The following is a 23,242-nucleotide window of genomic DNA, read 5'->3' as shown; positions in this document are numbered from 1 at the left end:
TCCATCATCCCCGTTCGCGCTGATGGTGGCCGGGCGCGTGCCCGGCTTCATTGCGGGCATGCTGCGCATGGCTGGTGGCCGTGGCCTCGGTCACGTCGCGCGCGGCATGGGGGCGGGCTGCGGCACGGGGGGCGGTTTCATGCTCGTGCTCGTGCAGCCTGGCCGTGCCGGGGTCGTAGCCCGGCCCGAGCGCGCGGTAGCCACGCGGCACGGCGGGCCGCATGGGAATGGCCAGCGAGGCTTCGATCGCGGCTTCATGCTGCGTATCGGGGAACAGGCCGAGCATGGGGGCGATGCGCGTGATCATCTGCGCGGCGGTGGGGGCCGCGTTCCACCCTGCCGTGGTCCAGCCATGGGTCTGGGCAGTGGGCTTGGGGCTGTCGAGCATGACGTAAATGGCATAGCGCGGCGCGTTCATGGGGAAGATGCCGGTAAAGGCCGAGACGTTGACATGCTTGAGGTAGCCGCCATGCGCGCCGATCTTTTCCGCCGTGCCGGTCTTGCCGCCCACGTAATAGCCCGGTGATTCCGCCTTCTGCCCCGTGCCCTTGGCCACGTCGAGGCGCAGGATCTTGCGCAGGATATCGGAATTGGCGGCCGAGATCAGGCGCTCCGCATCAGCGGGCATGGCGGAATCGGCATCGGCGGGCGCATCCGTCGTGGCAGGGCTTTGTGCTGCGACAAGGGTGGGCCGGAGCAGAAAGCCGCCATTGGCCGTGGCCGCCGTGCCACGCACGATGGAAAGCGGCGGCTCCGCCACGCCGTGGCCGAACGCCACCGTCATGGTGGTCGAAACCCCCCAGTTATGCACCGACGGGATGATGGGCCGTCCGGCCTCGGGCAGCTCGATCGGCACGCGCGAGAAAAAGCCCATCCGGCGCAGCCAGTCCTGCTGGCGGGGCGCACCTGCATCGAGCGCAATATGGGCGGCGGCGGGGTTGGAGGAATAGGCCATGACCTCGGGCAGGGACAGCCACGGGGCGAAATGGTCGTTCTTCATGTCCGATATGGTAAAGCGGCCGATCTTGATGGGCGTGCTCGAGAAGCTGTCCCATATATGGGCGACGCCTTCCTGCAACGCCATGGCCACGGTCTGGAGCTTGAAGGTCGAGCCGGGTTCGTACATGCCCGTCACGGCGCGGTTGAAGCGTGCATCGGCGGCAGCGCGGCCAAAGTCATTGGCGTCATAATCGGGCAGGCTGACCATGGTGATGATCTCGCCGGTATGCACGTCCATCACGATGGCGCACGCGCCGATGGCCTGGAACATGTCCATCGCGGACTGCAGTTCATCATGCACCACGTTCTGCACGCGCACGTCGAGCGACAGGCGCAGGGGCTGGCTGTCGCTGTCGAGGCGCTTGTCAAAATACCGTTCGATGCCCGCAACGCCGTGGTCATCGATATCCACCCCACCCAGAATGTGCGCGCCCACGCGGCCCATGGGGTAGCGGCGGCGCTCGCCGGGTTCGAAATAGATGCCGGGAATGCCAAGGTTGTTGATGGCAAGTTCCTGCGCGGGCGAGATGTCACGCGCCAGATAGACGAACTGCTTGTTCAACGACAGGCGGCGCTTCGTCTCGGCTTCGTCCAGGCTGGGCAGGGCGTGCTTGAGCCGGTGGGCGGCATCGGCCGCGTCGATCATTTCCTGCGGGTTGGCATAGACCTGCGCGACCGGCAGCGACATGGCCAGCACCTGACCGTTGCGGTCGGTGATCGAGGCCCGGTGCACCTGAGGCAGCACCACGTCGCCTGCGATCATTCCCTTGGGGTCGCTTTTGGGAATGGGGGGCACCTGCGGCGCGATCTGCTGCTGCTGCGGCGGCAGGGGGTTGATGATCGTGGCCAGTGTCAGCTTGAGCGCAATGGCTGAAAACAGCAGGCAGAACCCCCCGGCCACAACCACCAGCCGCGCATGCATGCGGTCCTGCGCCATAAGCGTGCGCAGGCTCCCCCCGGGGGAAGCCTGTCCACCTCTGTCTGGCTGGTTGCTCAAAGGGTTTTGCATACGGGTTCCGGGCTACAGGGCCGGTAGAAAAAGGACGATCAGTTGCTGACGGGCACCGGCGGCGGCAGGCTTGTCACATGCGGCGTGCCCAGTGAACTCCCTCCCATGCGGGGCGCCGCGGTGGGGTGCCATGCCGCCTCGGCTATGTTCTGGCTATGAGGGTGGTAGCCTGTGGCCATGTGAGCGGGGGTAATCATGCTCTCATGCGGGCTGGGCGGCAGATGCACCGGCTCGGCGGTTGCCATGCGTTCGGGCAGGCGGGCGTGCTCGGTGGCGTGCATGGGCGCGCGCGGCTCGATCTGGGCCATGGCGTGGGCCAGTCCGTCATGCGGGGGGGCAGGGTCGGCATGGCGGGGGAGGGCCGCCATGGCGCGCTCGACATGGGCGGGCGTTGCAGGCGTGGCAACTGCGGGCAGGGCCGCCACGGCCTCATGCACGGGCGAAGGGGCCGCATGATCGGCCGCAAGGGTGGCCACCATCGTGGCGCGGGGGGCGGGCACGGGGTGGTGCGACGGCACGCCAACAGGCGGCAGGTGGGCGCTGAGCGCCGACATCTGAACGAACTGCGTGGGCGAGACAGGCTGGAGCGCCTTGTCGTAACGGCTGGCCAGCGTGCCCAGCCGGTCGGGCTGGTTTAGCATGGCCCATTCGGCGCGCAGCATGGCGGTCTGGGCGCGGGTGCGCTCCGTCTGCTCTACGATCTGGGCAATCTGGTGGTCGAGAGCCGTGGTCTGCTGTTTCTTGTTATAAAGGAACAGGCCGGACACGGCCGCCACCACGGCAAAGAAAAACGTTACAAACCGACTCATGCGGCAGGTTCCGATGCTGCGATGGATGGGGGAGCAATGCATTCCATCGCGCGCAGTCTTGCGCTGCGTGCACGTGGATTACGACGGGTTTCTTCCTCTCCCGGCCGGATGGGGCGTCCGGTCAGGAGCCTGAAGTTGGTGGGGCCCGTGCGCTCGGTCATGGCGCGGGGGTCATGGCGGGAGGGGGCGGGCACGCGGCCTGCCGCATGCAGCATGGCCTGCTTGACCAGCCTGTCCTCCAGCGAATGGAACGAGACGACAACCAGCCGCCCGCCGGGCGCCAGCAGGCCGGGGGCCTGTTCCAGCACGGCGCGGATCTGGCCAAGCTCGTCATTGACATGAATGCGCAGCCCCTGAAACGTGCGCGTGGCGGGGTCGATGCCCGAACGGTCGGGGCGCACGACCGAGCGCACCACGTCGGCAAGCTCGGTGGTGCGCAGCAGCGGGGCCTCGGCGCGGGCCGTCACGATGGCGCGCGCCACGCGGCGTGACATGCGTTCTTCGCCATAATGGTAGATGATGTCGGCCAGTTCTTCCTCGGGCAGGGTATTGACCACGTCGGCCGCGGTTGGCCCCGTATCATTCATGCGCATGTCGAGCGGGCCATCCATGCGGAAGGAGAAGCCACGCTCGGCTTCATCGATCTGGTAGGACGACACGCCAAGGTCGAGCACGATGCCATCCACCTTCGTCACACCATCTTCGGCCAGCAGGGCCGCCATGTCGGCAAAGCCGCCATGAAGCAGGTGCAGCCGCGTGCCGCCCTGCCCGGCAGGGAAGGCGGGGGCAAGGGCCTCGCCGCGCGCGATGGCGGTGGGATCGCGGTCGATGCCCCATAGCTGGCAGTTGCAACTCGCCAGGATGGCGCGCGCGTAGCCACCACCGCCAAACGTGCCGTCCACGTAACGGGCGTTCTCGTGCGGGGCGAGGTAGTCCATCACCTCGGCCAGCATCACGGGCACATGGCCGGGGTCGTGCGGGGGGAAAGGGCCGTTCATGACGGCGTGCCCGTGGGCAGCGTGCCCCGGCCCGTGGTGAGGCCGCGGGCGCGCAGGCGGGCATCGGCCCGGCGGGCGCTCGCTGCCTGCGGCTCCCAGATCTGGAAGGTGCGGCCCAGCCCCATGAAGGTGGCCTGGTCGGTCAGGCCGGCATGGGCGCGCAGGGATTCGGGCAGCAGGATGCGGCCTTCGCGGTCAGCCTCGAACGGATAGGCATCGGCATAGAGGGCGGTGGCGAGGTCGTCGTGGTCTTCGGAAAAAATGTCCATTTCATCCAGCGGGCGGGTCAGTGCGGCAAAAGCATCAGCGGGCCATGCCTCGAGGCAGGGATGCAGATGGGACGGACGCAGGATGGCCAGCGGCTCGCCCGATTTGGCCCGGGCACGCAGCGCGGCGCGGAATGCGGAGGGAATGGAAACGCGCCCCTTCGCATCCAGCCGGTTCTGGTGTGTGCCCAGGAATACACTCACGCTGCGCGATGCCCTCCCTCGGCAAATTTCGAAAACCCAGTGCTCAGCCCCCGTGGCGCCTGTTACCGCGCCCCTTTCTGAATCTGGTGTGAGCATGGGATAACATGGGATTTTATGGGGGGTCAATTAAAGATGCAGGAAAGATGGCCAAAAAATACTGTTATTCCAGCACAGGTGAGTGATGCGGCATGTAAAACCACTTCAGTCGCCCGCAATATGGCAGGAATGTGCGTTGTTTATGTTTTGTTCCATGGCGTTAATACTTGTAAACGGCTCTGGGTAGAACGCCCCGCACAGGGCGGTTGAATCATGAAAAATAGGGAAAATGCCAGACGGTCTGTAAGCCGGGTTCTGTCCGCCCCCTGCGGGGCGGGACGATCATTCCTCTGCGATGCGCATTGCTACGCACCTGACGCGACCAACCCGAACGACAGGGCGGAAAAACCCCTGATGGCGCCTTGCGGCCCATCCGCCGTTCCTATTCGGTCTTGCTCCCGGTGGGGTTTGCCCTGCCATCCATGTTACCATGCATGCGGTGCGCTCTTACCGCACCGTTTCACCCTTGCCCCCAACGTCGCCCGCATTGCTGCGTGCGCCGCCGTGAGGGCGGTCTGTTTTCTGTGGCACTGTCCCTGGGGTTGCCCCCGCCGGCCGTTAGCCGGCACCGTTCTTCCGTGGAGCCCGGACTTTCCTCCATCACGTGTATGACCACGTGGCAGCGACCGTCCGACCGTCTGGCATGCGGAAACTGGCGGTGCATGCGCGCAGCGTCAAGCGATAAATGAGGGGGGCTGTATTCTTTCAATCCGTTTTGCTGCCGGAAAGGCGTTCCATGCCCGATTCAACCGCCGCCTCCCGCCCTGGCCTGCTCACCCGCGCACTGCTGGGCGGCATGCACTGGTGGCACGCGCGGCGGCGCAACGTCGAGCCCCACACGCTGGAGGACATGCGCCGCAAGCTCGACCGCCCATGTTTTCCCATGGCGCTGTCCTCGCTACAGGTGCGGCGCGTGGTCAGCTGCCGCGTGCCGGGGCGTGACGGCCTGCTGGCTGCCCGGCTGTACGTGCCTTATGGGCGGGTACACGGGGTGGTGCTGTTCATGCATGGGGGCGGTTACGTGCATTGCGGGCTGAACTCGCATCACGGCATATGCTGCAGGCTGGCGCGGCAGTCAGGGGCTGCGGTGCTGTCCATCGATTACAGTCTTGCCCCCGAGAACCGCTTTCCCCATGCGGTAGAGGACTGCTGGGCGGCCTTGCAGTGGCTGGCGGGCGAGGCGCATCGCTGGGGTGGCCCGATTGCGGTTGCGGGCGATAGCGCGGGTGGCACGCTGGCTGCCGTGCTGGCCCAGATGGCGCGTGACCGGGGTGGGCCGGACCTGGCCATGCAACTGCTCTATTACCCCTCGCTGTATGGGGATCGTGACGTGCCCTCCCGCGAGACCTACGCCACGGGTTACATGCTCTCTACCAAGCTGATGGAATGGTATGCCGAGCAGTATATCCGTACGCCAGCCGACCTGCATGATCCGCGGCTTGCGCCCATTTTCGCATCCTCACTGGCTGGTCTGCCGCCTGCCGTGATCGGGCTGGCGCAATGCGACCCGCTGCATGATGAAGGCACCGGCTACGCCCACGCCCTGCAGCAGGCAGGCGGCCAGGCCGAGACCCGCACATGGCGCGGCACGGTGCACGGGTTTCTGAATTTCTATGCGTTCCTGCCCGCCGGCCGCGCGGCCATAAAATATGGCGCCCATGCCCTGCGGCGCGTGCTGCGGGGGCAGAGCTGACAAACAGGAGAAGTTTCCGGGGAGGCAGCTTCGATCAGAACATCCGGGCTGAAGCAGGCGCGGTGTCAGGGCTTTCTTGTGGTAACCCGCACGACCTTATAGGTGCCTTCTATTTTGATTTCAGTATCGCTTTTGATATTATTCATGAAAGCATTGAAACTTTGGGCAACCTTCGATATCGCATCTGGCCCATGTAGTCGCTATCATAATAATATATACAAGCGTCGCCTTTCTTTTTCATCAGGAAGTAAGTGCCGCCGCTGCCAAGCGCAAATGGGAAGAAATATTTTGACGTCTCGTTGTCTGCCATGAGGGAGATATGATTGGCTATGTCTTCTATTTCTATAAAATATCGAACATAAGAACTTTTCTGTTCGGAAATGTCATAATATCCATTCCTGATTTCAGCGCCGTTATGCTGACGGATGAACTGTAAATATTCATTATTGAAAATGGCATCGATATCCGCCTCACCTGCCGCGTTTCCTTTTGAGACGGCATGGATTTTGCATGGCTGAGCTTTATCATTTTTATCAATATTGCCCTTTCAGGGCAGCGGGTGGAACATGCCGGGCGACTGCCAGTCAGTCAGGGCCTTCTGGTCCAGCCGGTCGATGCGCAGCGTGAACAGCAGCGGCAGGGTGTTACGGTCACCGGGGCATTTGCCGGAATGTTTTTCCATGACCTGAATGCGGGTTGCATCGGCCGGGTCGTTGCCGTTGACCACAAAGAGCAGGCAGTCCTTCGCATCCGCCGTCATGCCGTTATGGGTGACGATGGTGCGGAAGTGCTCGACAAGGGCCGTGTTGTCGAACCAGCTCGTGCGCGAGAAGGTCAGCTTGTCGGCTGCCTGGTCCAGCCACCCCATCCGGCCCACGAGGATGACGAGGGCCGCCATGGGGATGAGCATGAGCACGCGGCGGACGATGCGCTGCTTCAGCGTGACCGGCGCGCGCCTGCGGCTCAGGCGCGGGGGGGAGGGCGGTGTGTCCTTGCTCATGCGGCGGTTATTTCTTCATGTCCTCGTGCCACAGATGGCCCGACTGCGAGAGCAGGTTGCGCGCGCCTTCCGGCCCCCATGTGCCAGCGGCATAGGGTTCGAGCGGGGCCTTGTTCTCGCGCCAGCCCTGCTCGATGGGATCGATCCAGCGCCATGCGGCGGCCACCTCGTCGCGGCGGATGAACAGGATCGGGTCACCACGCACCACATCGAGCAAAAGGCGCTCATAGGCATCGGGGTAGCGGATGTTGAAGGCTTTCTCGAACTCGATGTTGATGTCAGCCTGGCGCAGGGCAAGGCTGTCGGTGGGCGTGGGGTCCTTGGTCGAGACGGACAGCATCACCCCTTCATCGGGCTGGATACGGATGATCAGGCGGTTGGGCTCGGGCTTGTTGGTAAAGATCGAGCACGGAGCCGATTTGAACTGGATCACGATCTCGCTCGACTTTTCCGCCATGCGCTTGCCCGAGCGCAGATAGAACGGCACGTTGCCCCACCGCCAGGTCAGGATCTCTGCCTTCAGCGCCACGAAGGTTTCCGTCTCGCTGGTCACGCCTTCGCCAAGGTCTTCAAGGTAGCTGCTCACCGTCCTGTCGCCCGTGGTGCCGCGCATGTACTGCCCGCGTGAGGTATAGATGGCCACGTCATCGGCCGAGATGGGCTTGAGGGCGTGCAGCACCTTGAGCTTCTCGTTGCGCACGCTGTCGGCCTCGAGCGAGACCGGCGGGTCCATGGCCACGAGGCACAGCACCTGCAGCAGGTGGTTCTGGATCATGTCGCGCAGCGCGCCCGAGCGGTCGTAATACGCGCCGCGTCCTTCCACGCCCACGGTCTCGGCGGCCGTGATCTGCACGTATTCGATGGCATCGCACGTCCAGCGCCGCTCGAACACCGGGTTGGCGAAGCGGAGCGCGATCAGGTTCTGCACCGTCTCCTTGCCCAGATAATGGTCGATGCGGAAGATATGGTTCTCGGGGAAGTGGCGGCCCACGCTGTCATTGATGGCCTCGGCGCTGGCAAGGTCGGTGCCGATGGGTTTTTCCAGCACCACGCGCGACTGCCCGGTCACCAGCCCCTCGCGGCTCAGGTTCTCGCAGATCTGGCCATACAGCGAGGGCGAGGTGGCGAGGTAGTACACCCGGATGCGCGTTGCGGGCACCGCGTCGAGCAGGGTCTTTAGGGTGGGCCAGTCGCTATCGGCTTCCGCGCCGTTCAGGCTCACGTAATAAACCATGTTCACGAAGCGCTGTACCGTGGCTTCATCAAGGGCTTCGGGTTTTACGTGCTCGTGCAGGGCGGCTGTCGCGCGCTGCTGGTAGTCCGCGCGGGAAAGGGCGGAGCGCGCAGTGCCGATGATGCGCGATGCATCGGGAATCTGCCCGTCACGGTAGCGATGATACAGCGCAGGCAGCAGCTTGCGCATGGTCAGGTCGCCCGTTCCGCCGAAAACGATGTAGTCAAAGGTGTCAACGGGGGGAAGATGTGCCATCGAACGTGGGCCTCCTGCCTGTATCTGGTGCCCCGCATGGTCGGGCGGGCATGCTTGACGTATGCGGACATGACGCGAAAGCGGCATATGGGGTGCAGCTTCGATTACGGCCCGGCTCTCTGCCCTGTCAAGTTGGCATTGACCAGCGGGCGGCGGCACGATAATCCCGCCGTTCCATCCCGTCGCCTAGTGACATTCCCTTCATGTGCGCGCGCGGGCGGGAACGGCGCAATCACGATATCTGGAGAAACCTGCCATGAATGCTGACAATTTCGAGGCGGACGACAACCCCGCCGCTGTTGGTGGTATCGCAGCCGATCGCCTGCGCAGCATCATCGAGCGTGTTGAGCGGCTGGAAGAAGAGCGCAAGGCGCTTGCAGGCGACATCAAGGATATTTTTACCGAGGCGAAATCGGCAGGCTTTGATGTCAAGGTGATCCGCCAGATCATCCGCCTGCGCAAGCAGGAACCGGCGGAAGTGGAGGAGCAGGAAACCCTGCTTGATATCTACCGCCGCGCGCTTGGCATGTAACGGGCGCAGGTTGTAGGATCGTCCCTCCAACGCCCCCGCTGGCCGGTGCATGGCGGCAGGCCATGGCCGCGCCGGGGCAATGTCCGTTCAGGTTGCACGTTGCATGATGTCATCGCTTTTTCCGCAATGGATGCCCGCCTGGGCGCAGGCCGTGCTGCTGGTGGGCGGCATGCTGTTCACCCTGTTGTGGATGCTGGTGCCGTTTGCCGTGTTTGGCGTAAAGGGGCGGCTCGATAACCTGGCCATCCAGCTTGATGACCTGCAGGCCGAGCTGCGTGTGCTGGCGCTTGGGCTGAACGGACAGGCGGCGCAACCCCCGAGCGTGGCGGATGCGCTGGCCGACCGGGTGCCCGCGCCCACGCAAGCTGAAGCGCCCGTGTGGGAGCCTGCCCCGCCTGCTCCGCCCGCGGATATGGGCGCGCAAGCGGATGCGCATGACACGCCCGCCTATGAACGGCGCGCCCCGCGTGTGCAGTCGGCACCGCCGCCACCTTCCCGCCCTGTTGAGCCAGCTCCCATGCCGCCGCCGCGCAGGGCAGGGGAAGAGGATGGCTGGAACCCGCTGCCACCGCGTGGGCCATCGCCCGCCCAGCCTTATGCGCCCCGTCGTCCCGGGCCGTCCCATGACGTTGAGGCGGAACCTGGCCTGGCGGAGTGGAGCCGTGAACCGGTGCGCCCCGCCGCCCCGCGCGTAACACCTGCGCGCCCGGTCCGGGCTTCGGTCTGGCCCCCTGAGCGCCGTGCGCGCGCCGAGCCAACCCTGCGCTGGCCGCCACGCCCGGAATAGGTCCGCAGGGGGGGTGTTTTCATCAGCCCCCTGCTTGTAGGGTCAGCCCAGCATGCTTTCCATTTTCGCCAGGAGCACAAGGTCATCGCGGTGGATCAGTTCATCCGCGCCCTGCCAGCCCAGCAGGGTCTCGATCTCGTCTGACTGATGGCCCGCGATGCGCCGTGCCTCGTCTGCCGCATAGGCGGCCAGCCCACAGGCAATTTTCTGCCCGTTCTGGTCCACCACCGCAATCATGTCGCCGCGATCAAACTCGCCGGTCACGTCCATCACCCCTGCGGGCAGCAGCGAGGAGCCGCCCGCGAGCGCGCGGACCGCACCCTCATCAATCACAGCCTGCCCTGAAGGGGTCAGGCTGCCCGCAATCCAGTTCTTGCGTGCCGAGCGGGCATCGGGTGCGGGCAGGAACCACGTGCAGCGCCCGCCATCACGCAGGTGGGCAATCGGGTGCAGGCCCTCGCCTTTTGCAATGGCCATGGCGCAGCCCGCCTGGGTGGCGATGCGTGCTGCCATGAGCTTGGTGCGCATGCCACCCGATGAATAGCCCGGCGGGGGGGCGCCCCCCATGGCCTCGATGCTGGCGGTCAGTTCCGCGATTACGGGCAGGTGCCGGGCATCGGGGTTGGTGCGGGGGTCGGCGGTGTACAGGCCATCAATATCCGACAGCAGCACGAGCTGGTCGGCGTTTATCATCTCGGCTACGCGCGCGCCAAGACGGTCGTTATCGCCAAAGCGGATCTCGGTGGTGGCGATGGCGTCGTTCTCGTTGATGATCGGCACGCAGCCCAGGCTGAGCAGTGTGTTGAGCGAGGCGCGCGCATTGAGGTAGCGGTTGCGGTTCTCGGTATCATCGGGGGTGAGCAGGAGCTGGGCTGCTGTTATGTCGAAGCGCGAGAGCGCATCGGTCCAGGCCTGCGCCAGGCGGATCTGGCCAACGGAGGCGGCGGCCTGCTTTTCCTCCAGCCGCAGCACGGGGCGCGTCAGCCCGAGCTGGTGGCGGGCCAGGGCAATCGCGCCCGATGAGACGACCACAACTTCCGTGCCCTGCGCGCGCAGGGCCGCGATGTCCTGCGCCACGCTGTCCAGCCAGGGCTGGCGGGGCGCCGCCTGCTGCGGGTCCACGATCAGGGCGCTGCCAATTTTTATGACAACGCGCCGCGCATGGCTGAGCTGGGGCAGGGCGGTCTCGGTCATGCCTCGGGGGTCTCCGCTTTGTGCTGTTCGGCCTTCTCGGCGCGGTCGCGCGTCACGTAATCCTGCAGGCGGCGCAGCACGGTATCGACATGCATGTGCGCGACCGATGACATGGTCATGATCTTCTGCCCGCAGGCCTGCTCAAGGGCGGTGACCCGTTCCTCGATTTCCTCGGGCAGGAGGGCGTCGATCTTGTTCAGCACGATGATCTCGGGCTTGTCAGCCAGGCCGCCGCCATATTCGCGCAGTTCGTGGCGGATTGTGCGCCATGCGGCCAGCACCTCCTCCGTCTCCGCCGTGCCGTCGATCAGGTGCAGCAGCACCGCGCAGCGCTCGACATGGCCTAAAAACCGGTCGCCAAGTCCGCTACCTTCATGCGCGCCCTCAATCAGGCCGGGGATGTCGGCAATCACGAATTCTTCCGTTACCGACAGGCGCACCACGCCAAGCTGCGGGTGCAGCGTGGTGAAGGGATAATCCGCAATCTTGGGCCTTGCCGCCGATACGGTGGACAGGAAGGTGGACTTGCCCGCATTGGGCAGGCCGACGAGCCCCACATCGGCAATCAGCTTCAGCCGCAGCCACACCCAGCGTTCCTCGCCCGGCCAGCCCTTGTCGGCCCGGCGCGGAGCGCGGTTGGTGCTGGTCTTGAAATGGGCATTGCCGCGCCCGCCATCGCCGCCACGGCACAACAGCAGCTTCTTGCCCGCCTCATCAAGGTCACCGAGCATGGTCTCGCGGTCTTCGTCAAAGATCTGGGTGCCGATGGGCACCTTGATCACCACCGTCGCGGCGGCGGCACCCGTGCGGTCGGAGCCTGCGCCATTGCCGCCCTTGCGCGCGCGAAAATGCTGGGTGTAGCGAAAGTCGATCAGGGTGTTGAGGTTATCGACCGCCTCGAAGATGATATCGCCGCCACGGCCGCCATTGCCCCCGTCCGGACCGCCAAATTCGATATACTTCTCACGGCGGAAGGCCACGACACCGTCGCCCCCGTCGCCGGATTTTACATAGATTTTGGCCTGGTCAAGAAACTTCATTGCCTGCGATCCGGTTGGGGCGAGAATGCGTGCCCCGTGTGCATGCATGATACCAGAAAATGGCGTGCTGGCGTCATACGAAAAAGGGGGCGGCCAGAATGACCGCCCCCTTCAATTCGGGTAATCCCGTAGTGATAAGGCGTGTGCCTTATTCCGCTGCCAGCGGCAGGGCTTCCACGGAAACGTGCACGCGGCCTTCAGCGCGGCGCACGAACTTCACATGGCCATCCACCAGGGAAAACAGGGTGTGGTCGCGGCCAACGCCAACATTCACACCGGGCTTCATCTTCGTGCCACGCTGGCGCACGATGATGTTGCCTGCGATGACGCTTTCGCCACCAAACTTCTTGACGCCAAGACGACGCCCGGCGCTATCGCGCCCGTTACGGGACGAACCGCCTGCCTTTTTTTGTGCCATTGCCTGAACTCCTTAAAACTGAAATCTCTGATCAAACCTGCCCGGCCCGGAGGCCGGAGAGGGATCAGGCGGCGTTGATCGCGGAGATGCGCACCACGGTCACCGGCTGGCGGTGGCCATTCTTGCGGCGGCTGTTCTGCCGGCGGCGCTTCTTGAAGATGATGACCTTGGCCAGGCGGTCCTGCGCGATCACGGTTGCCGTGACGGTCGCACCCTTGACGGTGGGCGCGCCAATGGTCGTGCCGCTTTCGCCACCAACGGCGAGAACCTGGTCGAACGTGATGGTGGCGCCGGCTTCGGCTTCCAGCTTCTCGACCTTCAGGACGGCATCTTTCGCAACGCGGTACTGCTTACCGCCGGTACGGATAACTGCAAACATTCTCTATCTATCTTTCCGATCTCTTGGCGTGCGCGGCATTGCGGGAATGCAGGCGGCACGGCCCAGTCGCTTTTTTATATTGGCCACATTGCAGCAGCGCCCCGTCCGCGCGGGGTGAATGCGGGCTTTTACTGGCTGCGGGCGGGCAGGTCAATATTTTTATGGGGCTGCCGAATAGGTAAAAAAGACCCCTTGCGCGCTCCGGCGCGCCACCCTATAAGCCGCTGCATCACCGCGTGCAGTTGGAGAGGTGCCGGAGCGGTCGAACGGGGCGGTCTCGAAAACCGTTGTGCGTGCAAGCGTACCGTGGGTTCGAATCCCACCCTCTCCGCCACTGCATCGCGTGTGTTTTCCCAAAATACAAATAAAGTTTCTGGTAATGCTTTTTTTCAGAAGCGATCAGAAGAACACGGCCTTTTTTCAAAAAAAGCCGTTCTGGGAAACCTTTACTTTCAGGCTGTGGCGTCGTTCGCCCGGTCGTACACCTTCGTGCCGCCCGCGTAGGTCGCGCGGATGCTGCGGTCATCGCCCAGCATCATCAGCGTGAACAGCAGGTCGGCCGTGCTGTCGCACATCTGTGTCCGCAGCGCCTGCAGCGGCGTGGCCTTCGGGTCGAGAATGCACAGATCGGCATCCATGCCCGCAGCTACCGTGCCAATCCGCCCCTCAAGGTGCAATGCCTCGGCGCCGCCGCGTGTCGCCAGCCAGAAGGCCTGCACCGGGTGCAGGCGGTGGCCGCCCATCTGCGCGATTTTATAGGCCTCGTTCATGGATTGCAGGTGCGACAGGCTGGTGCCCGCGCCAATATCGGTGCCCAGTCCGGTGCGCACCGGGCGTTTGGCATCCATCACATCAAACAGCCGGAAGGCCCCGCTGCCCAGAAACAGGTTCGACGTAGGGCAGTGCGCCAGCGCGCAGCCGCTTGCATGGCAGCGGCACAGGTCCTGCTCGTCCACATAAATGCCGTGCCCCATCACGCTGCGCGGGCGCACCAGGCCCGCGCGGTCATATACATCGAGGTAGGAGCGGCTGTCGGGAAAGAGTTCGGCTACCCACGCCACCTCGGCCCGGTTCTCGGCCAGATGGGTCTGCATGAACAATGTCTCATCCTGCGCCAGCAGCGCGCCGGCCAGTTCAAGCTGTGCGGGCGTGCTGGTGGGGGCGAAGCGGGGGGTGACAGCATAGAACTGGCGGTTTTTGCCATGCCAGCGGTCGATCAGCGCACGCGATTCATCATAGCCGCGCTGGGCGGTATCGCGCAGGAAGTCGGGCGCATTGCGGTCCATCAGCACCTTGCCCGCCACCATCAGCGTGCCGAGGCGGGTGGATTCGGTAAAGAACGCATCGACCGATTGCGGATGCACGGTGCAGTACACCGCCGCCGTGGTGGTGCCACAGCGCAGCAGTTCGTGCAGGAACGTGCGCGCGATGGTGGCGGCATATTCCCCATCGGCAAAGCGGCGTTCGGTGGGGAAGGTGTAGCGCTCCAGCCATTCCAGCAACTGCTCGCCATAGGCCGCGATCATGGGCAGCTGCGGGTAATGGACATGCGTGTCGATGAATCCGGCCGAGATCAGGCACCCGCGGTAATCGGCCACGTCGGTGCCGGGCGGCAGGTGGGCCACGGTTTCGCTGTAGGGGCCGACATGGGTGATGCGCCCGTCGGTGATGATAACCAGCCCGTCAGGCTCCTCCACCAGCGCATCGGCAGGCGGCATGAGAAACGGGTTGCCCCGAAAGGTTACGATATGGCCGCGAAGGGCCGAGTGGACCGGAGGCGTGGGGGCAGGGGTCATGTTGGCTCCATCTCCCTGCCGGTCCGGATGTCGTGTCAGGACATCTCGCTGGTGCGGTAAGGCTGGGAGGCATCGAGGAAGGCGGCGTTGGCGCCAAGTTCATAGGAAATGACCAGCAGATACGCAATGGCGCGGGTGATCTCGATGCGCGACGTGATGTTGCCTTCCGCCGCTTCAAGCCGGCGCAGGCTGCGCGTGGCCCCGCGCGCCACGCGGGCCGTGCGGCCAAAACGCCCGTAGCGCCCGCTGAACTGCGACATGCGGTTGAGGAACAGTTCGATGGCGCGATCCGCCGCAGGTGGCAGTTGCCCGCGTTCGAGCACCGTGCGCAGGCGGATGATGTTCAGCCCGATGGTCATGGCCGAGAGCGTGCCCTGCAGGTAGGCCTCGATGGTGGGGGTTGGCGTGGGGCCTGCATGGCGGATCAGCCGCGAGAAGCGGTCGGTATTGCGCCCGATCCATGACTGCGTGCGTGGCATGGGCTGGGCGGAGGCCAGGTGGCGCAGGTCATGCAGCGTGCGGTTGCGCATGCGCCAGCGCTCTTCATCATTATCGAAGGGCAGTACCGCGCGGAAGATCAGCACCGCAAAGCCGATGCTGCACAGCAGCGCGAAGGAGGCGTTGAAGTATGCAATCTCGTTCAGGCGCGTCTGGTTGCCCGGGCCCACGAGGTTGGGCAGGAACAGGCAGTAAGAGGCAGCGGCCCCCGCCGTGGCCGGGTTGCGCGCGGCAAGTCCGCCCGCAATCATGGGCAGGGCCAGGACTGCCGCCAGCATTTCGAATTCAGCGGGTCGCGGCATGACCAGCATCACCAGGAAGCCGGACACAAGAACCGCCCAGCACGCCCCGCGCAGGAAGTTCATGGTGCCCACCACCGGGTTCTCACGCGTGGCGAACAGGCCGCATGTCACCGCGACCATGGTGATGAAGCCGATGCCGTTGGCCCAGGCCGTGACCTCCCATATCAGGGCGGATGCGCCAATGGCCACGGCGGCGCGGATGCCGTTATAGGCGGCTTCCTTGAAGTCGCGGTGCGCCTCGATGCGGAAATGGAAGTGATCGCCGCGGATCTCGTGCTGGCTGGCATCGAATTCGGCAATGGCCTGTTCAAGTTCGCCCAGCAGTTCATCAAGCGCGTTGTGCAGGATGCGGCAGTTCAGCAGGTCGTCCACCTCGGCGGTCTCGGTGGTGGCTTCCATGCTGATTTCGTGGCTCAGCGCGTCGATGATGCGCTGGCGGCACACGCCGCGCAGGTCTTGCAGGTCCTGCTGGATGTGGGGAATTTCGGAATCGTTTTCCAGCCGCGCGGGCACGCCGAGCAGGAAGGTGCGGGTGAGCAGCGAGGTCTCGGTAAACTGCTCGTTTGTGGTTTCCAGCGCCTTGATGCGCGCCATCATGCCCAGACCGCGTGAAAGCAGCACCGACACGGCGGCGAGGGCCGCGCGCGCGTGGTCGCCCTCATGCCCGTGCGGACCCATCTCGACTTCGCTGAATTCGATCTGGTCATTGATGCTCAGGATGGTGCCAAACAGGGCGCGCGAGCGCACGAAGGCGGCGTCATCGCCCGCGAGCAGGTTGGCCACGGCATCGGTTGAACTGCCCAGCGCCATCTGGATCTTCTGGCGCATGTTGCGCCGCGCGCTCGAGGCGAGGTTGTGCGCAAACAGCACCGCCACCAGCGTCTCGCACGTAATGCCCAGCACGATATAGGACGTGCGCGACATGGTGATCATGAAGATGTTGTCGGGGTCGCGCGTCGCGGCCAGGGCGATGATGGCGCAGGTATAGCCCGAAAGCACCAGCGCGTAGGAGCGGAAGTTGCGCACCAGGGTCGCGCACATGCAGCACAGCCCGATCCACATGCTGATGGCGGGAAAGAACAGCCATGGCGCCTGCGGAAACGAACAGACCAGGATCACCGCGCTGATGGCCCCGATGGCGGTGCCCACCAGTCGCCACCGCGCCTTGGAAAGGCTCTCCCCGCGTGAGCCCTGGGCTACGATCCATACGGTCATGGCGGCCCATGGGGGGTCGTCGAGTTCCATCCACATCGCAATCGTCAGCGCCATCAGGGCCGCGACCGTGGTGCGCACGGCAAAGCCCAGGGCTTCAGGCGTTGGGGCGTAGAGCCATTTCAGGCCGCTCATGCGCGCATAGCCTGGCGCGCGGATGGTGGGGAAATGCTTTCCGCTGAAAAGGCGGGTCAGAAAAGAAGGCAGAAGATTGAGGTCTGCAGGCACGATATACGGCTTCCGGCGGCAAGGGGCCCCATACCCATAACCCATCTTGGCATAACGTAATGGTGTTGCGAGTGCATATCAGGCATCGGCTTTCCTCGTGACGGATTATGTCATGGCGGGGTCAAGGCAGCCTGCGGCCAGGCGCAGGTCGTTGACAAAGCGGTCATATTCGCGTGTCCGCGTGGTTTCATCGGGCAGGCGCAGCAGGTAAGACGGGTGAACCGTTACGAGTCCGTTCGATCCATCCGCCAGTGTAATGATGCGCGAACGCTCGCGGCTTATGGTCACGCTGCGCCCCAGCAGCGCCGAGGCCGCCGTGACGCCAAGCATGACCACCACCGCAGGGCGGATGATCCGCCGCTCGGCGGCAAGCCACGGAGCGCATGCCGCAATTTCCGCCGGGCCTGCCTTTTCATGGATGCGGCGCGTGGGGGTGCGGCGGAATTTGAAGTGCTTGACCGTATTGGTCACGTAAGTGTCATCCCGCTCGATTCCGGCCTCATGCAGGGCGCGGTCGAATAACTGGCCCGCCGGGCCGACAAAGGGGCGGCCTGCGCGGTCTTCAATGTCACCGGGCTGTTCACCCACGAACATCATGCGCGCCGTTTCCCGGCCTTCGCCAAACACGGTCTGGGTGGCATGCGCGGCCATGGGGCAGATCAGGCATGTTTTCGCCGCCAGCGCCACCGCGCGCAACGATGTGATGCGGGCAATATCAAGGTCGGGCACCATGGGCAGGGCGGGTGGCGGCAGGCTGGTCGGGTCAAGCGGCTGTGGCACCTGGCCGGGGGCTTCGTGCAGCATAGCCTTTCCGGTCCAGCGCAGGGTGCGGTCCGGCATGTCAAGTTGCCAGGGGGCGAACGAGAGCTGCAGGGTCAGAAAGCGCGCATTGCTTTCGGGCACATGGCTGGTGGTGTCCACGTGGCTCTGATAGGGGGCCGTGCCATCATGGCGGGAAAGGGCATGGCGGATTTCATCGCGCAGGTGCCGGGTCCGGGTGAGGACGTCTTCCTTCGCTCCGGCCATGCGGGCTGCCTCATCTTCATCAGGGCGATCGGTCGGCGCGCCCATGACATGGTCATAAACCAGCGTATAGGCGAGGGCGAAGCGGTCGGGCAGGGCGGACTGCACCATGATGGCCGCAAGCTGCATGACCGCGCGCGGCACGGTAAAGCGCGCGGCTGCCGGGTCTGGCGCGGGCAGGGCTGCGGATTCGGTATCGGTTGCGATCCGCCATGCAATGTTGGCAGGCGGGGTGTGGCGACCGGCAAGGCTGCGCGTGGCGGATCGCCAGCCCGCGAAGTCGGCTTCATGGGCGAGGGTGACGGTTACATGGGGCATGGCAGCGGTCTCATCGCGGTGGCAGGCAGGCGCGGTAGCGCCCGCGCGGTGTCAGACAAGGCCCATGGCCCGCACGCTGCGCCACATCATGTAGACTGCCACGATAAAGATCAGGCATGCAAAGATCAGCCGCAGGCGTTGCGGCTGGCGGCCCAGCGAGCGTGCCGCCAGCGTGCCGCCCAGGCCGCCGGCCATTCCGCCCGCCACCAGTATGGCCGCCATGGGCAGGTCAACCATTCCGGCCGCAGCATAGCTGAGCGATGTGGTCAGCCCGAAGGCGCACACTGCCACCAGCGAGGTCGCGATGGCATTAAGCATGGGCATGCCCGTTGCCGCCAGCAATGCGGGCACGATCAGGAAGCCGCCGCCAATACCGAAGAAGCCCGAGCAGAAGCCTGTCGCCACCCCATAAAGCAGTACCGGCGTCATGGTGGTGCGCTCGGCTGGGGCGGGGGGCTGCGCGCCCGTGCGGCAGCCACGCGTCATCAGGCCGCCAACACCCAGCATGACCAGCGCGAACAGGAACAGCAGGTGCTGCCCGTTGATGACCTTGCCGCACGCCGCCCCGACCAGCGCGCCGCCCACGCCTGCGCCAGCGAACACGCCCGCGCAGGCCCACCGCACGTTGCCTGCCCGGGCATGACTGGCGAGGTTGAACAGGGCATTGACCGTGACGGCGACCGCACTGGTGCCGATGGCGCGGTGCGGGTCGGCCATGCCCACCACGTAAAGCAGCAGCGGCACGGCCAGGATGGAGCCGCCCCCGCCCACAAGCCCGAGCGTGAACCCGATGATACCGCCGCTGCCCAGCCCGAGGGCGATCTGCGCCAGGTCAGTCATGGGGCATGCCGGGCGGCATCGGGCGCTGGGGCGGGGCGGCTGGGGGCATGCGGTAAGTCCGGTTCGCGGGGCCTGATAAATGGTTTATCTTTTTAGTATATTATGTATGTATTTTATCAAGCACTATATGCCTCCGGGCGGCAGCTTGCTGTCACGCGGGGGTAAATATGGTACAGCACGCGTAAACACCGCCAGCTGAGAGGGAATACCCATGCCCAAAATGCCAAGAACACGCGAAGTGGCCGAAAGCCTTGTGCAGCGCCTGCGGCTTCTGGCCCAGCCCCAGCGGCTCATGGTGCTGGCCTGCCTGCTTGAAGGCGAAAAGAGCGTGGGCCAGATCGAATGCGAGACCGGTATCGGCCAGCCAACCCTGAGCCAGCAGCTTGCGGAACTTCGGCGTGCCGAAATTGTTATAACCCGCAAGGAAGCCCGGCAGGTCATTTACAGTATTAAGGATAGTATGGAGGAGATGCGCGTGCGCCTGATCTGTGCCGTATGCGATCCGGATTTCGACATGGAGCGCCTCGCAGGCCTGGTGCGCCGGGGGGCGGCGGCCCCAAGCCCGGCAAAGGATGAGGCGGCGGCCTGCTTTGCCCGTATATATATGGAATCGTGATGGCGCGGTTCAGAACAATCTATTGACAGAAACAATAAAAGTTTTTCCGGAATGTCGCCTTTGTTCAAAATGGCGGCATTTTCCGAAGCGTTCTGATGAAAGCATCTCGCAAAAAACGTCCATATGATGGCCAGAAGTCCTGCGGTCGAGTGTTTTTGATGCGTTTTGAATCAATTTTATACAAATAAATGATTTTCAGTGGCGTCGTTATTTAATACTGGATGTTCCATATAATATAAGATGTATAGGAAAACAGAATAAGAGAAGTCGGTTCAATGCCGAGTATTGTATTAAAAAGTCTGTGCGTATATGTAGACGTAATGAGGGATCGTGAATAAATCACGAAATTTTATTGTAAGTTAAAGAGGCGCAAAAACGATGGCTGATACTGAACAGGATTTCTCGTGTCTGGAACTGACCGCACAGATCGTGTCGGCGCATGTTTCCAATAACAGTGTCGGCGCGGATGTGCTGCCTGACCTGATCCGTAATGTTTACACTGCACTGTCAACCGTGGGGCGCCCGGCACAGGAGCCTGAAAAGCTCCAGCCTGCCGTGCCCATCAAGCGCTCGGTGTTCGCCGATTACATCGTCTGCCTTGAAGACGGCAAGAAACTCAAGATGCTCAAGCGCCATCTGCAGAGCGCCTATGGCATGACCCCCGACCAGTACCGTGAGCGCTGGGGTCTGCCGGCCGAATACCCCATGGTCGCCCCCAACTATGCCGAGCGGCGTTCGAGCCTCGCGCGTGAGATCGGCCTTGGCCGCAAGATCACCGCAGCCTCCGCCGCTGCGGCAGCACCTGACGCCGGTGGAGCAGAAGGTGCCCGCGGGCGTCCGGGCCGCCGACGCAAGGCGTGATGCGGGCCTGCTTTTGCGTTTGATCCTGTCTTCGGTATGAGCGGTATCCATGGTATTGCCCTGACCATGGATACCAGCCCCGATATGTCTGTGCATGCCACGTCACGCCGCCGCCAGCTTCTGCTCTGGCGGGGAAGTGCCGTGGCTTTTTTTGTTCTTGCCTGCCTGTTCGCCGTTGGCCGCTCGGGCGGCCTGGCCGGTCACGCCCCGCATCTTGCGCACCTCAAGCTTGCGGGGGTCATTGGCAGTGATGAGCATGAAAATGTCGAGGCGCTGAAAAAGGCGGCGGATGATGCCTCGGTCAAGGGGCTGGTGCTTGAAGTCAACAGCCCTGGCGGCGCGGTAACGGGTGGTGAAGTGCTGCATGATGCCGTGGCGGCATTTGCGCGCCGCAAGCCGGTTGTCGTGTCCATGGGCAGTGTTGCGGCTTCGGCAGGGTATATGGTGTCGGTACCGGCCAGCCGAATTTTCGCCAACCGTTCCACCCTGACCGGCTCGATTGGCGTGCTGCTGGAATCGCCCGATGTTTCCGGCCTGCTTGAACGGGTGGGCGTGCATGTGGACCAGCTTGTATCCGGCCCCATGAAGGGCCAGCCTTCCGCCGTGCAGCCGCTCTCGCCACAGGGGCGTGAGATGTTGCAGGGTGTCATTGCCGATCTTTACGGTTTTTTCGTTACCGTCGTGGCGCAGGACCGGCACATGCCGCCCGAGCGCGTGCGTGAACTGGCCGATGGCCGCCCCTATACCGGCCAGCAGGCGCTCGGGCTTGGGCTTGTTGACCAGATCGGCTCGCTTGATGATGCGCGACAGTGGTTGCTTAAAACCACGCTTTTGCCCGATGATGCGCCGGTTACCGATATTGGGCCGCAGGCGACCCGGGTAAACTGGCGGCACTGGATTGCGGGCGTGCTGTCAGGCGTGCCGGGGGCACAAATGCTGTTGAAAGAAAGTAGTATGCTTGACGGGGCCGTTGCGATCTGGAAACTATAATTTCTTGTTTAATTTGAGGGGAACAGGATGACCAGATCGGAATTGATTGCCGAGCTTGCCGCAGCCCGCCCCCATATCCCCCCGCGGGATGTGGAACGTATCGTTCAGGTCATCTTTGCTGAAATCAGCAATGCCCTGATGCATGGCGATCGGGTGGAACTGCGTGGTTTTGGCGCATTTACCGTCAAGAAGCGTGATGCCCGCACCGGGCGCAATCCCCGCACGGGGGAGAGTGTATCGGTGGATGAGAAGGTGGTGCCCTTCTTCAAGGCAGGCAAGGAACTGCGCGAACGCGTCAATTCGGCCCCTGCCGCCGATTGAACGAGGCGGCGGGCATTCTGTTTTTTTAACGATATATTGAAACAGGAAGAGAGACGTTTCCGGGAGTCGCCTTTCTTGAAGGGCGATGCTCCTTCAGGCTTTTGGCAAAAAGCGGTCCGGAAGCTTCCGGCGCGTTCCTTGTCTGGCGCCGCGCGGGGCTGTGGGCAGTCCTGCGTCGGCACCTGTCCTGTCCGCGCCACCCGGCCGGAATGAACCGGCGCGGGTGAAATCATGCCCGCTTAGTGGCGGGCGTTGATTTCCGCGAGCAGGAAGTCACGGAAAACGGCCACGCGCTTGGAGGTGCGCAGTTCCTCGGGGTAGACGAAGTAGGCATCTACCGTGGGCAGCGGCACTTCGGGCAGAATCTTGACAAGGTTGGGGTACTGCGATGCCGCATAAAGCGGAATCGAGCCAATGCCGATGCCAGCCGCGATTGCGCCCGCCATGGCGGCGAGGCTGTTGACCTCAAGGCGGGCCTGGCGGCGCTCATCGGATGGCACGCCGGTCTCGGCCAGCCAGTTGATGTGCGGCACGGGCGGGTGATACCCCCCGAACAGGATCAGCTTGTGGGCGTTGAGTTCTTCCAGCGTGCGCGGCGTGCCGTAATCGTTGAGATACGACTGCGAGGCATAGATCGGCAGCGGGAAGTCAGCAAGATGCCGCTGGATCAGATCCGGCTGGCGGGGCGGGTGCATGCGCACGGCCACGTCGGCTTCGCGCATGCCCAGATCGAGGTCGTTATCTTCCAGGATCAGGGTGATCGAAATATCAGGGTTGGTTTCCATGAACCGGTGCAGCCGTGGCGTGAGCCAGCAGGTGCCAAAGCCGGTTGTGGTGGTGACCCGTAGCCGACCGGCCGCCTTTTCCTTGCTTTCCGTCAGCAGGGACTGGGTCATGGCGAGCTTGGAGAAGACTTCCCGAACCGTCTGGTTCAGCGTCTCGCCCTGCTCGGTCAGGATCAGCCCCCGGGCATGCCGGTGGAAAAGGGGAACCTGCAGCGCTTCTTCCAGGGCTGAAATCTGCCGCGATACCGCAGACTGGCTCAGGTTAAGCACGTCGCCGGCATGGGTGAAGGACCCTGCCTCGGCTACAGCATGAAATATCCGGAGTTTATCCCAGTCCACGCGTTGACTCCGCTTTCTATCTTATAAAGGGCGCGCCAAATGTTATGACACTAGCAGCCTGTCGGGTTGGGCATTTTGCGGCTGATAACGCCGAGGCTGACCCGGCTTATGCTGCCTGAAGCCGTGCCATTCTTTTGCAGTTGTATGCGAGAGCGACGAGGGTCCATTCAGTCGTGACTTTTGCAAGGCCACGCAGACTG

The 23,242-nt window shown here is 63.7% G+C and carries 23 protein-coding genes, 1 tRNA gene and 1 other RNA gene; 8 read left to right on the top strand and 17 right to left on the bottom strand.

The genetic code is table 11. The features are described from left to right. Positions 1-4 precede the first annotated feature (4 nt). The 5 genes from CDI09_RS11915 to rnpB form a co-directional block, all read right to left on the bottom strand. A complete protein-coding gene (locus CDI09_RS11915) occupies positions 5-2,008 on the bottom strand; it encodes a peptidoglycan D,D-transpeptidase FtsI family protein (RefSeq protein WP_078524343.1) in 2,004 nt (667 codons plus the stop codon). A 38-nt stretch (positions 2,009-2,046) separates the two neighbouring features. Continuing rightward, a complete protein-coding gene (gene ftsL / locus CDI09_RS11910) occupies positions 2,047-2,817 on the bottom strand; it encodes a cell division protein FtsL (protein ID WP_078524342.1) in 771 nt (256 codons plus the stop codon). Further along, complete coding sequence (gene rsmH / locus CDI09_RS11905) at positions 2,814-3,815, bottom strand: 16S rRNA (cytosine(1402)-N(4))-methyltransferase RsmH (RefSeq protein ID WP_078524341.1); 1,002 nt, start codon at positions 3,813-3,815, stop codon at positions 2,814-2,816. The genes ftsL and rsmH overlap by 4 nt, the downstream gene beginning before the upstream one ends. Then, entirely contained in the window at positions 3,812-4,285 is a 474-nt protein-coding gene (mraZ, locus tag CDI09_RS11900) for a division/cell wall cluster transcriptional repressor MraZ (RefSeq protein WP_078524340.1), read from the bottom strand. Before mraZ ends, rsmH begins: the two co-directional genes overlap by 4 nt. A 324-nt stretch (positions 4,286-4,609) precedes the next feature. Further along, positions 4,610-5,023, bottom strand: an RNA gene (gene rnpB, locus CDI09_RS11895) — RNase P RNA component class A. 94 nt (positions 5,024-5,117) lie between these two features. Between rnpB and CDI09_RS11890 the strand changes: the two genes are divergently transcribed. Then, complete coding sequence (locus CDI09_RS11890; protein WP_078524339.1) at positions 5,118-6,074, top strand: alpha/beta hydrolase; 957 nt, start codon at positions 5,118-5,120, stop codon at positions 6,072-6,074. Between the two features lie 142 nt (positions 6,075-6,216). On the opposite strand, the gene CDI09_RS18985 is transcribed toward CDI09_RS11890, so the two are convergent. From CDI09_RS18985 to zwf, 3 genes are all read right to left on the bottom strand, one after another. Next, positions 6,217-6,537, bottom strand: a complete 321-nt coding sequence (locus CDI09_RS18985) for an SMI1/KNR4 family protein (protein ID WP_408884497.1) — start codon at positions 6,535-6,537, stop codon at positions 6,217-6,219. Positions 6,538-6,621: 84 nt separating this feature from the next. Then, positions 6,622-7,074: a hypothetical protein gene (locus CDI09_RS11880; protein ID WP_078524338.1), complete on the bottom strand. Its 453-nt coding sequence runs from the start codon at positions 7,072-7,074 to the stop codon at positions 6,622-6,624. 7 nt (positions 7,075-7,081) lie between these two features. Then, complete coding sequence (gene zwf / locus CDI09_RS11875; protein WP_078524337.1) at positions 7,082-8,563, bottom strand: glucose-6-phosphate dehydrogenase; 1,482 nt, start codon at positions 8,561-8,563, stop codon at positions 7,082-7,084. Positions 8,564-8,819: 256 nt separating this feature from the next. Between zwf and CDI09_RS11870 the strand changes: the two genes are divergently transcribed. Both CDI09_RS11870 and CDI09_RS11865 read left to right on the top strand, forming a co-directional pair. Next, positions 8,820-9,095: a DUF2312 domain-containing protein gene (locus CDI09_RS11870; RefSeq protein ID WP_061275776.1), complete on the top strand. Its 276-nt coding sequence runs from the start codon at positions 8,820-8,822 to the stop codon at positions 9,093-9,095. 103 nt (positions 9,096-9,198) lie between these two features. Next, positions 9,199-9,882 carry a hypothetical protein gene (locus tag CDI09_RS11865; RefSeq protein WP_078524336.1) on the top strand — a complete coding sequence of 228 codons (684 nt, stop codon included), beginning with the start codon at positions 9,199-9,201 and terminating at the stop codon, positions 9,880-9,882. A 42-nt stretch (positions 9,883-9,924) separates the two neighbouring features. Here CDI09_RS11865 and proB read toward each other — a convergent pair whose 3' ends face one another. From proB to rplU, 4 genes are all read right to left on the bottom strand, one after another. After that, complete coding sequence (gene proB / locus CDI09_RS11860; protein WP_078524335.1) at positions 9,925-11,076, bottom strand: glutamate 5-kinase; 1,152 nt, start codon at positions 11,074-11,076, stop codon at positions 9,925-9,927. Beyond that, the gene (gene obgE / locus CDI09_RS11855) at positions 11,073-12,116 is read right to left on the bottom strand and encodes a GTPase ObgE (RefSeq protein WP_078524334.1); all 1,044 of its coding nucleotides are present in this window, start codon (positions 12,114-12,116) and stop codon (positions 11,073-11,075) included. The genes proB and obgE overlap by 4 nt, the downstream gene beginning before the upstream one ends. Positions 12,117-12,264: 148 nt before the next feature. Continuing rightward, positions 12,265-12,534 carry a 50S ribosomal protein L27 gene (gene rpmA, locus CDI09_RS11850; protein ID WP_061275785.1) on the bottom strand — a complete coding sequence of 90 codons (270 nt, stop codon included), beginning with the start codon at positions 12,532-12,534 and terminating at the stop codon, positions 12,265-12,267. 64 nt (positions 12,535-12,598) lie between these two features. Next, entirely contained in the window at positions 12,599-12,913 is a 315-nt protein-coding gene (rplU, locus tag CDI09_RS11845; RefSeq protein WP_061275787.1) for a 50S ribosomal protein L21, read from the bottom strand. 244 nt (positions 12,914-13,157) lie between these two features. Here rplU and CDI09_RS11840 point away from each other — a divergent pair. Then, a tRNA-Ser gene (locus CDI09_RS11840) sits at positions 13,158-13,247 on the top strand. 118 nt (positions 13,248-13,365) lie between these two features. Here CDI09_RS11840 and guaD read toward each other — a convergent pair. The 4 genes from guaD to CDI09_RS11820 form a co-directional block, all read right to left on the bottom strand. Further along, the gene (guaD, locus tag CDI09_RS11835) at positions 13,366-14,709 is read right to left on the bottom strand and encodes a guanine deaminase (protein WP_078524333.1); all 1,344 of its coding nucleotides are present in this window, start codon (positions 14,707-14,709) and stop codon (positions 13,366-13,368) included. A 35-nt stretch (positions 14,710-14,744) separates the two neighbouring features. After that, positions 14,745-16,949: an FUSC family protein gene (locus CDI09_RS11830; protein ID WP_078527667.1), complete on the bottom strand. Its 2,205-nt coding sequence runs from the start codon at positions 16,947-16,949 to the stop codon at positions 14,745-14,747. 105 nt (positions 16,950-17,054) lie between these two features. Next, the gene (locus CDI09_RS11825) at positions 17,055-18,290 is read right to left on the bottom strand and encodes a UdgX family uracil-DNA binding protein (protein ID WP_078524332.1); all 1,236 of its coding nucleotides are present in this window, start codon (positions 18,288-18,290) and stop codon (positions 17,055-17,057) included. A 51-nt stretch (positions 18,291-18,341) separates the two neighbouring features. Next, positions 18,342-19,130: a sulfite exporter TauE/SafE family protein gene (locus CDI09_RS11820; protein WP_078524331.1), complete on the bottom strand. Its 789-nt coding sequence runs from the start codon at positions 19,128-19,130 to the stop codon at positions 18,342-18,344. 211 nt (positions 19,131-19,341) lie between these two features. On the opposite strand from CDI09_RS11820, the gene CDI09_RS11815 reads away from it, so the two are divergent. The 4 genes from CDI09_RS11815 (at position 19,342) to ihfB (ending at position 21,918) form a co-directional block, all read left to right on the top strand. Further along, positions 19,342-19,746 carry an ArsR/SmtB family transcription factor gene (locus CDI09_RS11815; RefSeq protein WP_078524330.1) on the top strand — a complete coding sequence of 135 codons (405 nt, stop codon included), beginning with the start codon at positions 19,342-19,344 and terminating at the stop codon, positions 19,744-19,746. Positions 19,747-20,124: 378 nt separating this feature from the next. Further along, a complete protein-coding gene (locus tag CDI09_RS11810) occupies positions 20,125-20,607 on the top strand; it encodes a MucR family transcriptional regulator (RefSeq protein WP_078524329.1) in 483 nt (160 codons plus the stop codon). Positions 20,608-20,673: 66 nt separating this feature from the next. Next, on the top strand, positions 20,674-21,597 hold the full coding sequence (gene sppA, locus CDI09_RS11805) for a signal peptide peptidase SppA (RefSeq protein ID WP_078527665.1): 924 nt from the start codon (positions 20,674-20,676) through the stop codon (positions 21,595-21,597). Between the two features lie 27 nt (positions 21,598-21,624). Continuing rightward, positions 21,625-21,918 (top strand): integration host factor subunit beta, encoded by a 294-nt coding sequence (ihfB, locus tag CDI09_RS11800; RefSeq protein ID WP_078524328.1) that lies wholly within the window; start codon positions 21,625-21,627, stop codon positions 21,916-21,918. Positions 21,919-22,157: 239 nt separating this feature from the next. Here ihfB and CDI09_RS11795 read toward each other — a convergent pair whose 3' ends face one another. After that, a complete protein-coding gene (locus CDI09_RS11795) occupies positions 22,158-23,042 on the bottom strand; it encodes a LysR family transcriptional regulator (RefSeq protein ID WP_014104779.1) in 885 nt (294 codons plus the stop codon). Positions 23,043-23,242 lie beyond the last annotated feature (200 nt).

Origin of the sequence: Komagataeibacter nataicola, from assembly GCF_003207795.1 — a bacterium.
Classification (GTDB): Bacteria; Pseudomonadota; Alphaproteobacteria; order Acetobacterales; family Acetobacteraceae; genus Komagataeibacter; species Komagataeibacter nataicola.
The sequence above is the reverse complement of the archived record's forward strand: the minus strand, read 5'-3'. Positions and strand labels throughout refer to the sequence as shown.

Coding starts and splice junctions, on each gene's coding strand:
- CDI09_RS11915 (WP_078524343.1), bottom strand. CDS start 2,008: ATGCAAAACCCTTTGAGCAACCAGCCAGACAGAGGTGGACAGGCTTCC.
- ftsL (WP_078524342.1), bottom strand. CDS start 2,817: ATGAGTCGGTTTGTAACGTTTTTCTTTGCCGTGGTGGCGGCCGTGTCC.
- rsmH (WP_078524341.1), bottom strand. CDS start 3,815: ATGAACGGCCCTTTCCCCCCGCACGACCCCGGCCATGTGCCCGTGATG.
- CDI09_RS11890 (WP_078524339.1), top strand. CDS start 5,118: ATGCCCGATTCAACCGCCGCCTCCCGCCCTGGCCTGCTCACCCGCGCA.
- CDI09_RS11880 (WP_078524338.1), bottom strand. CDS start 7,074: ATGAGCAAGGACACACCGCCCTCCCCCCCGCGCCTGAGCCGCAGGCGC.
- zwf (WP_078524337.1), bottom strand. CDS start 8,563: ATGGCACATCTTCCCCCCGTTGACACCTTTGACTACATCGTTTTCGGC.
- CDI09_RS11870 (WP_061275776.1), top strand. CDS start 8,820: ATGAATGCTGACAATTTCGAGGCGGACGACAACCCCGCCGCTGTTGGT.
- CDI09_RS11865 (WP_078524336.1), top strand. CDS start 9,199: ATGATGTCATCGCTTTTTCCGCAATGGATGCCCGCCTGGGCGCAGGCC.
- proB (WP_078524335.1), bottom strand. CDS start 11,076: ATGACCGAGACCGCCCTGCCCCAGCTCAGCCATGCGCGGCGCGTTGTC.
- obgE (WP_078524334.1), bottom strand. CDS start 12,116: ATGAAGTTTCTTGACCAGGCCAAAATCTATGTAAAATCCGGCGACGGG.
- rpmA (WP_061275785.1), bottom strand. CDS start 12,534: ATGGCACAAAAAAAGGCAGGCGGTTCGTCCCGTAACGGGCGCGATAGC.
- rplU (WP_061275787.1), bottom strand. CDS start 12,913: ATGTTTGCAGTTATCCGTACCGGCGGTAAGCAGTACCGCGTTGCGAAA.
- guaD (WP_078524333.1), bottom strand. CDS start 14,709: ATGACCCCTGCCCCCACGCCTCCGGTCCACTCGGCCCTTCGCGGCCAT.
- CDI09_RS11825 (WP_078524332.1), bottom strand. CDS start 18,290: ATGCCCCATGTAACCGTCACCCTCGCCCATGAAGCCGACTTCGCGGGC.
- CDI09_RS11820 (WP_078524331.1), bottom strand. CDS start 19,130: ATGACTGACCTGGCGCAGATCGCCCTCGGGCTGGGCAGCGGCGGTATC.
- CDI09_RS11815 (WP_078524330.1), top strand. CDS start 19,342: ATGCCCAAAATGCCAAGAACACGCGAAGTGGCCGAAAGCCTTGTGCAG.
- CDI09_RS11810 (WP_078524329.1), top strand. CDS start 20,125: ATGGCTGATACTGAACAGGATTTCTCGTGTCTGGAACTGACCGCACAG.
- sppA (WP_078527665.1), top strand. CDS start 20,674: ATGGATACCAGCCCCGATATGTCTGTGCATGCCACGTCACGCCGCCGC.
- ihfB (WP_078524328.1), top strand. CDS start 21,625: ATGACCAGATCGGAATTGATTGCCGAGCTTGCCGCAGCCCGCCCCCAT.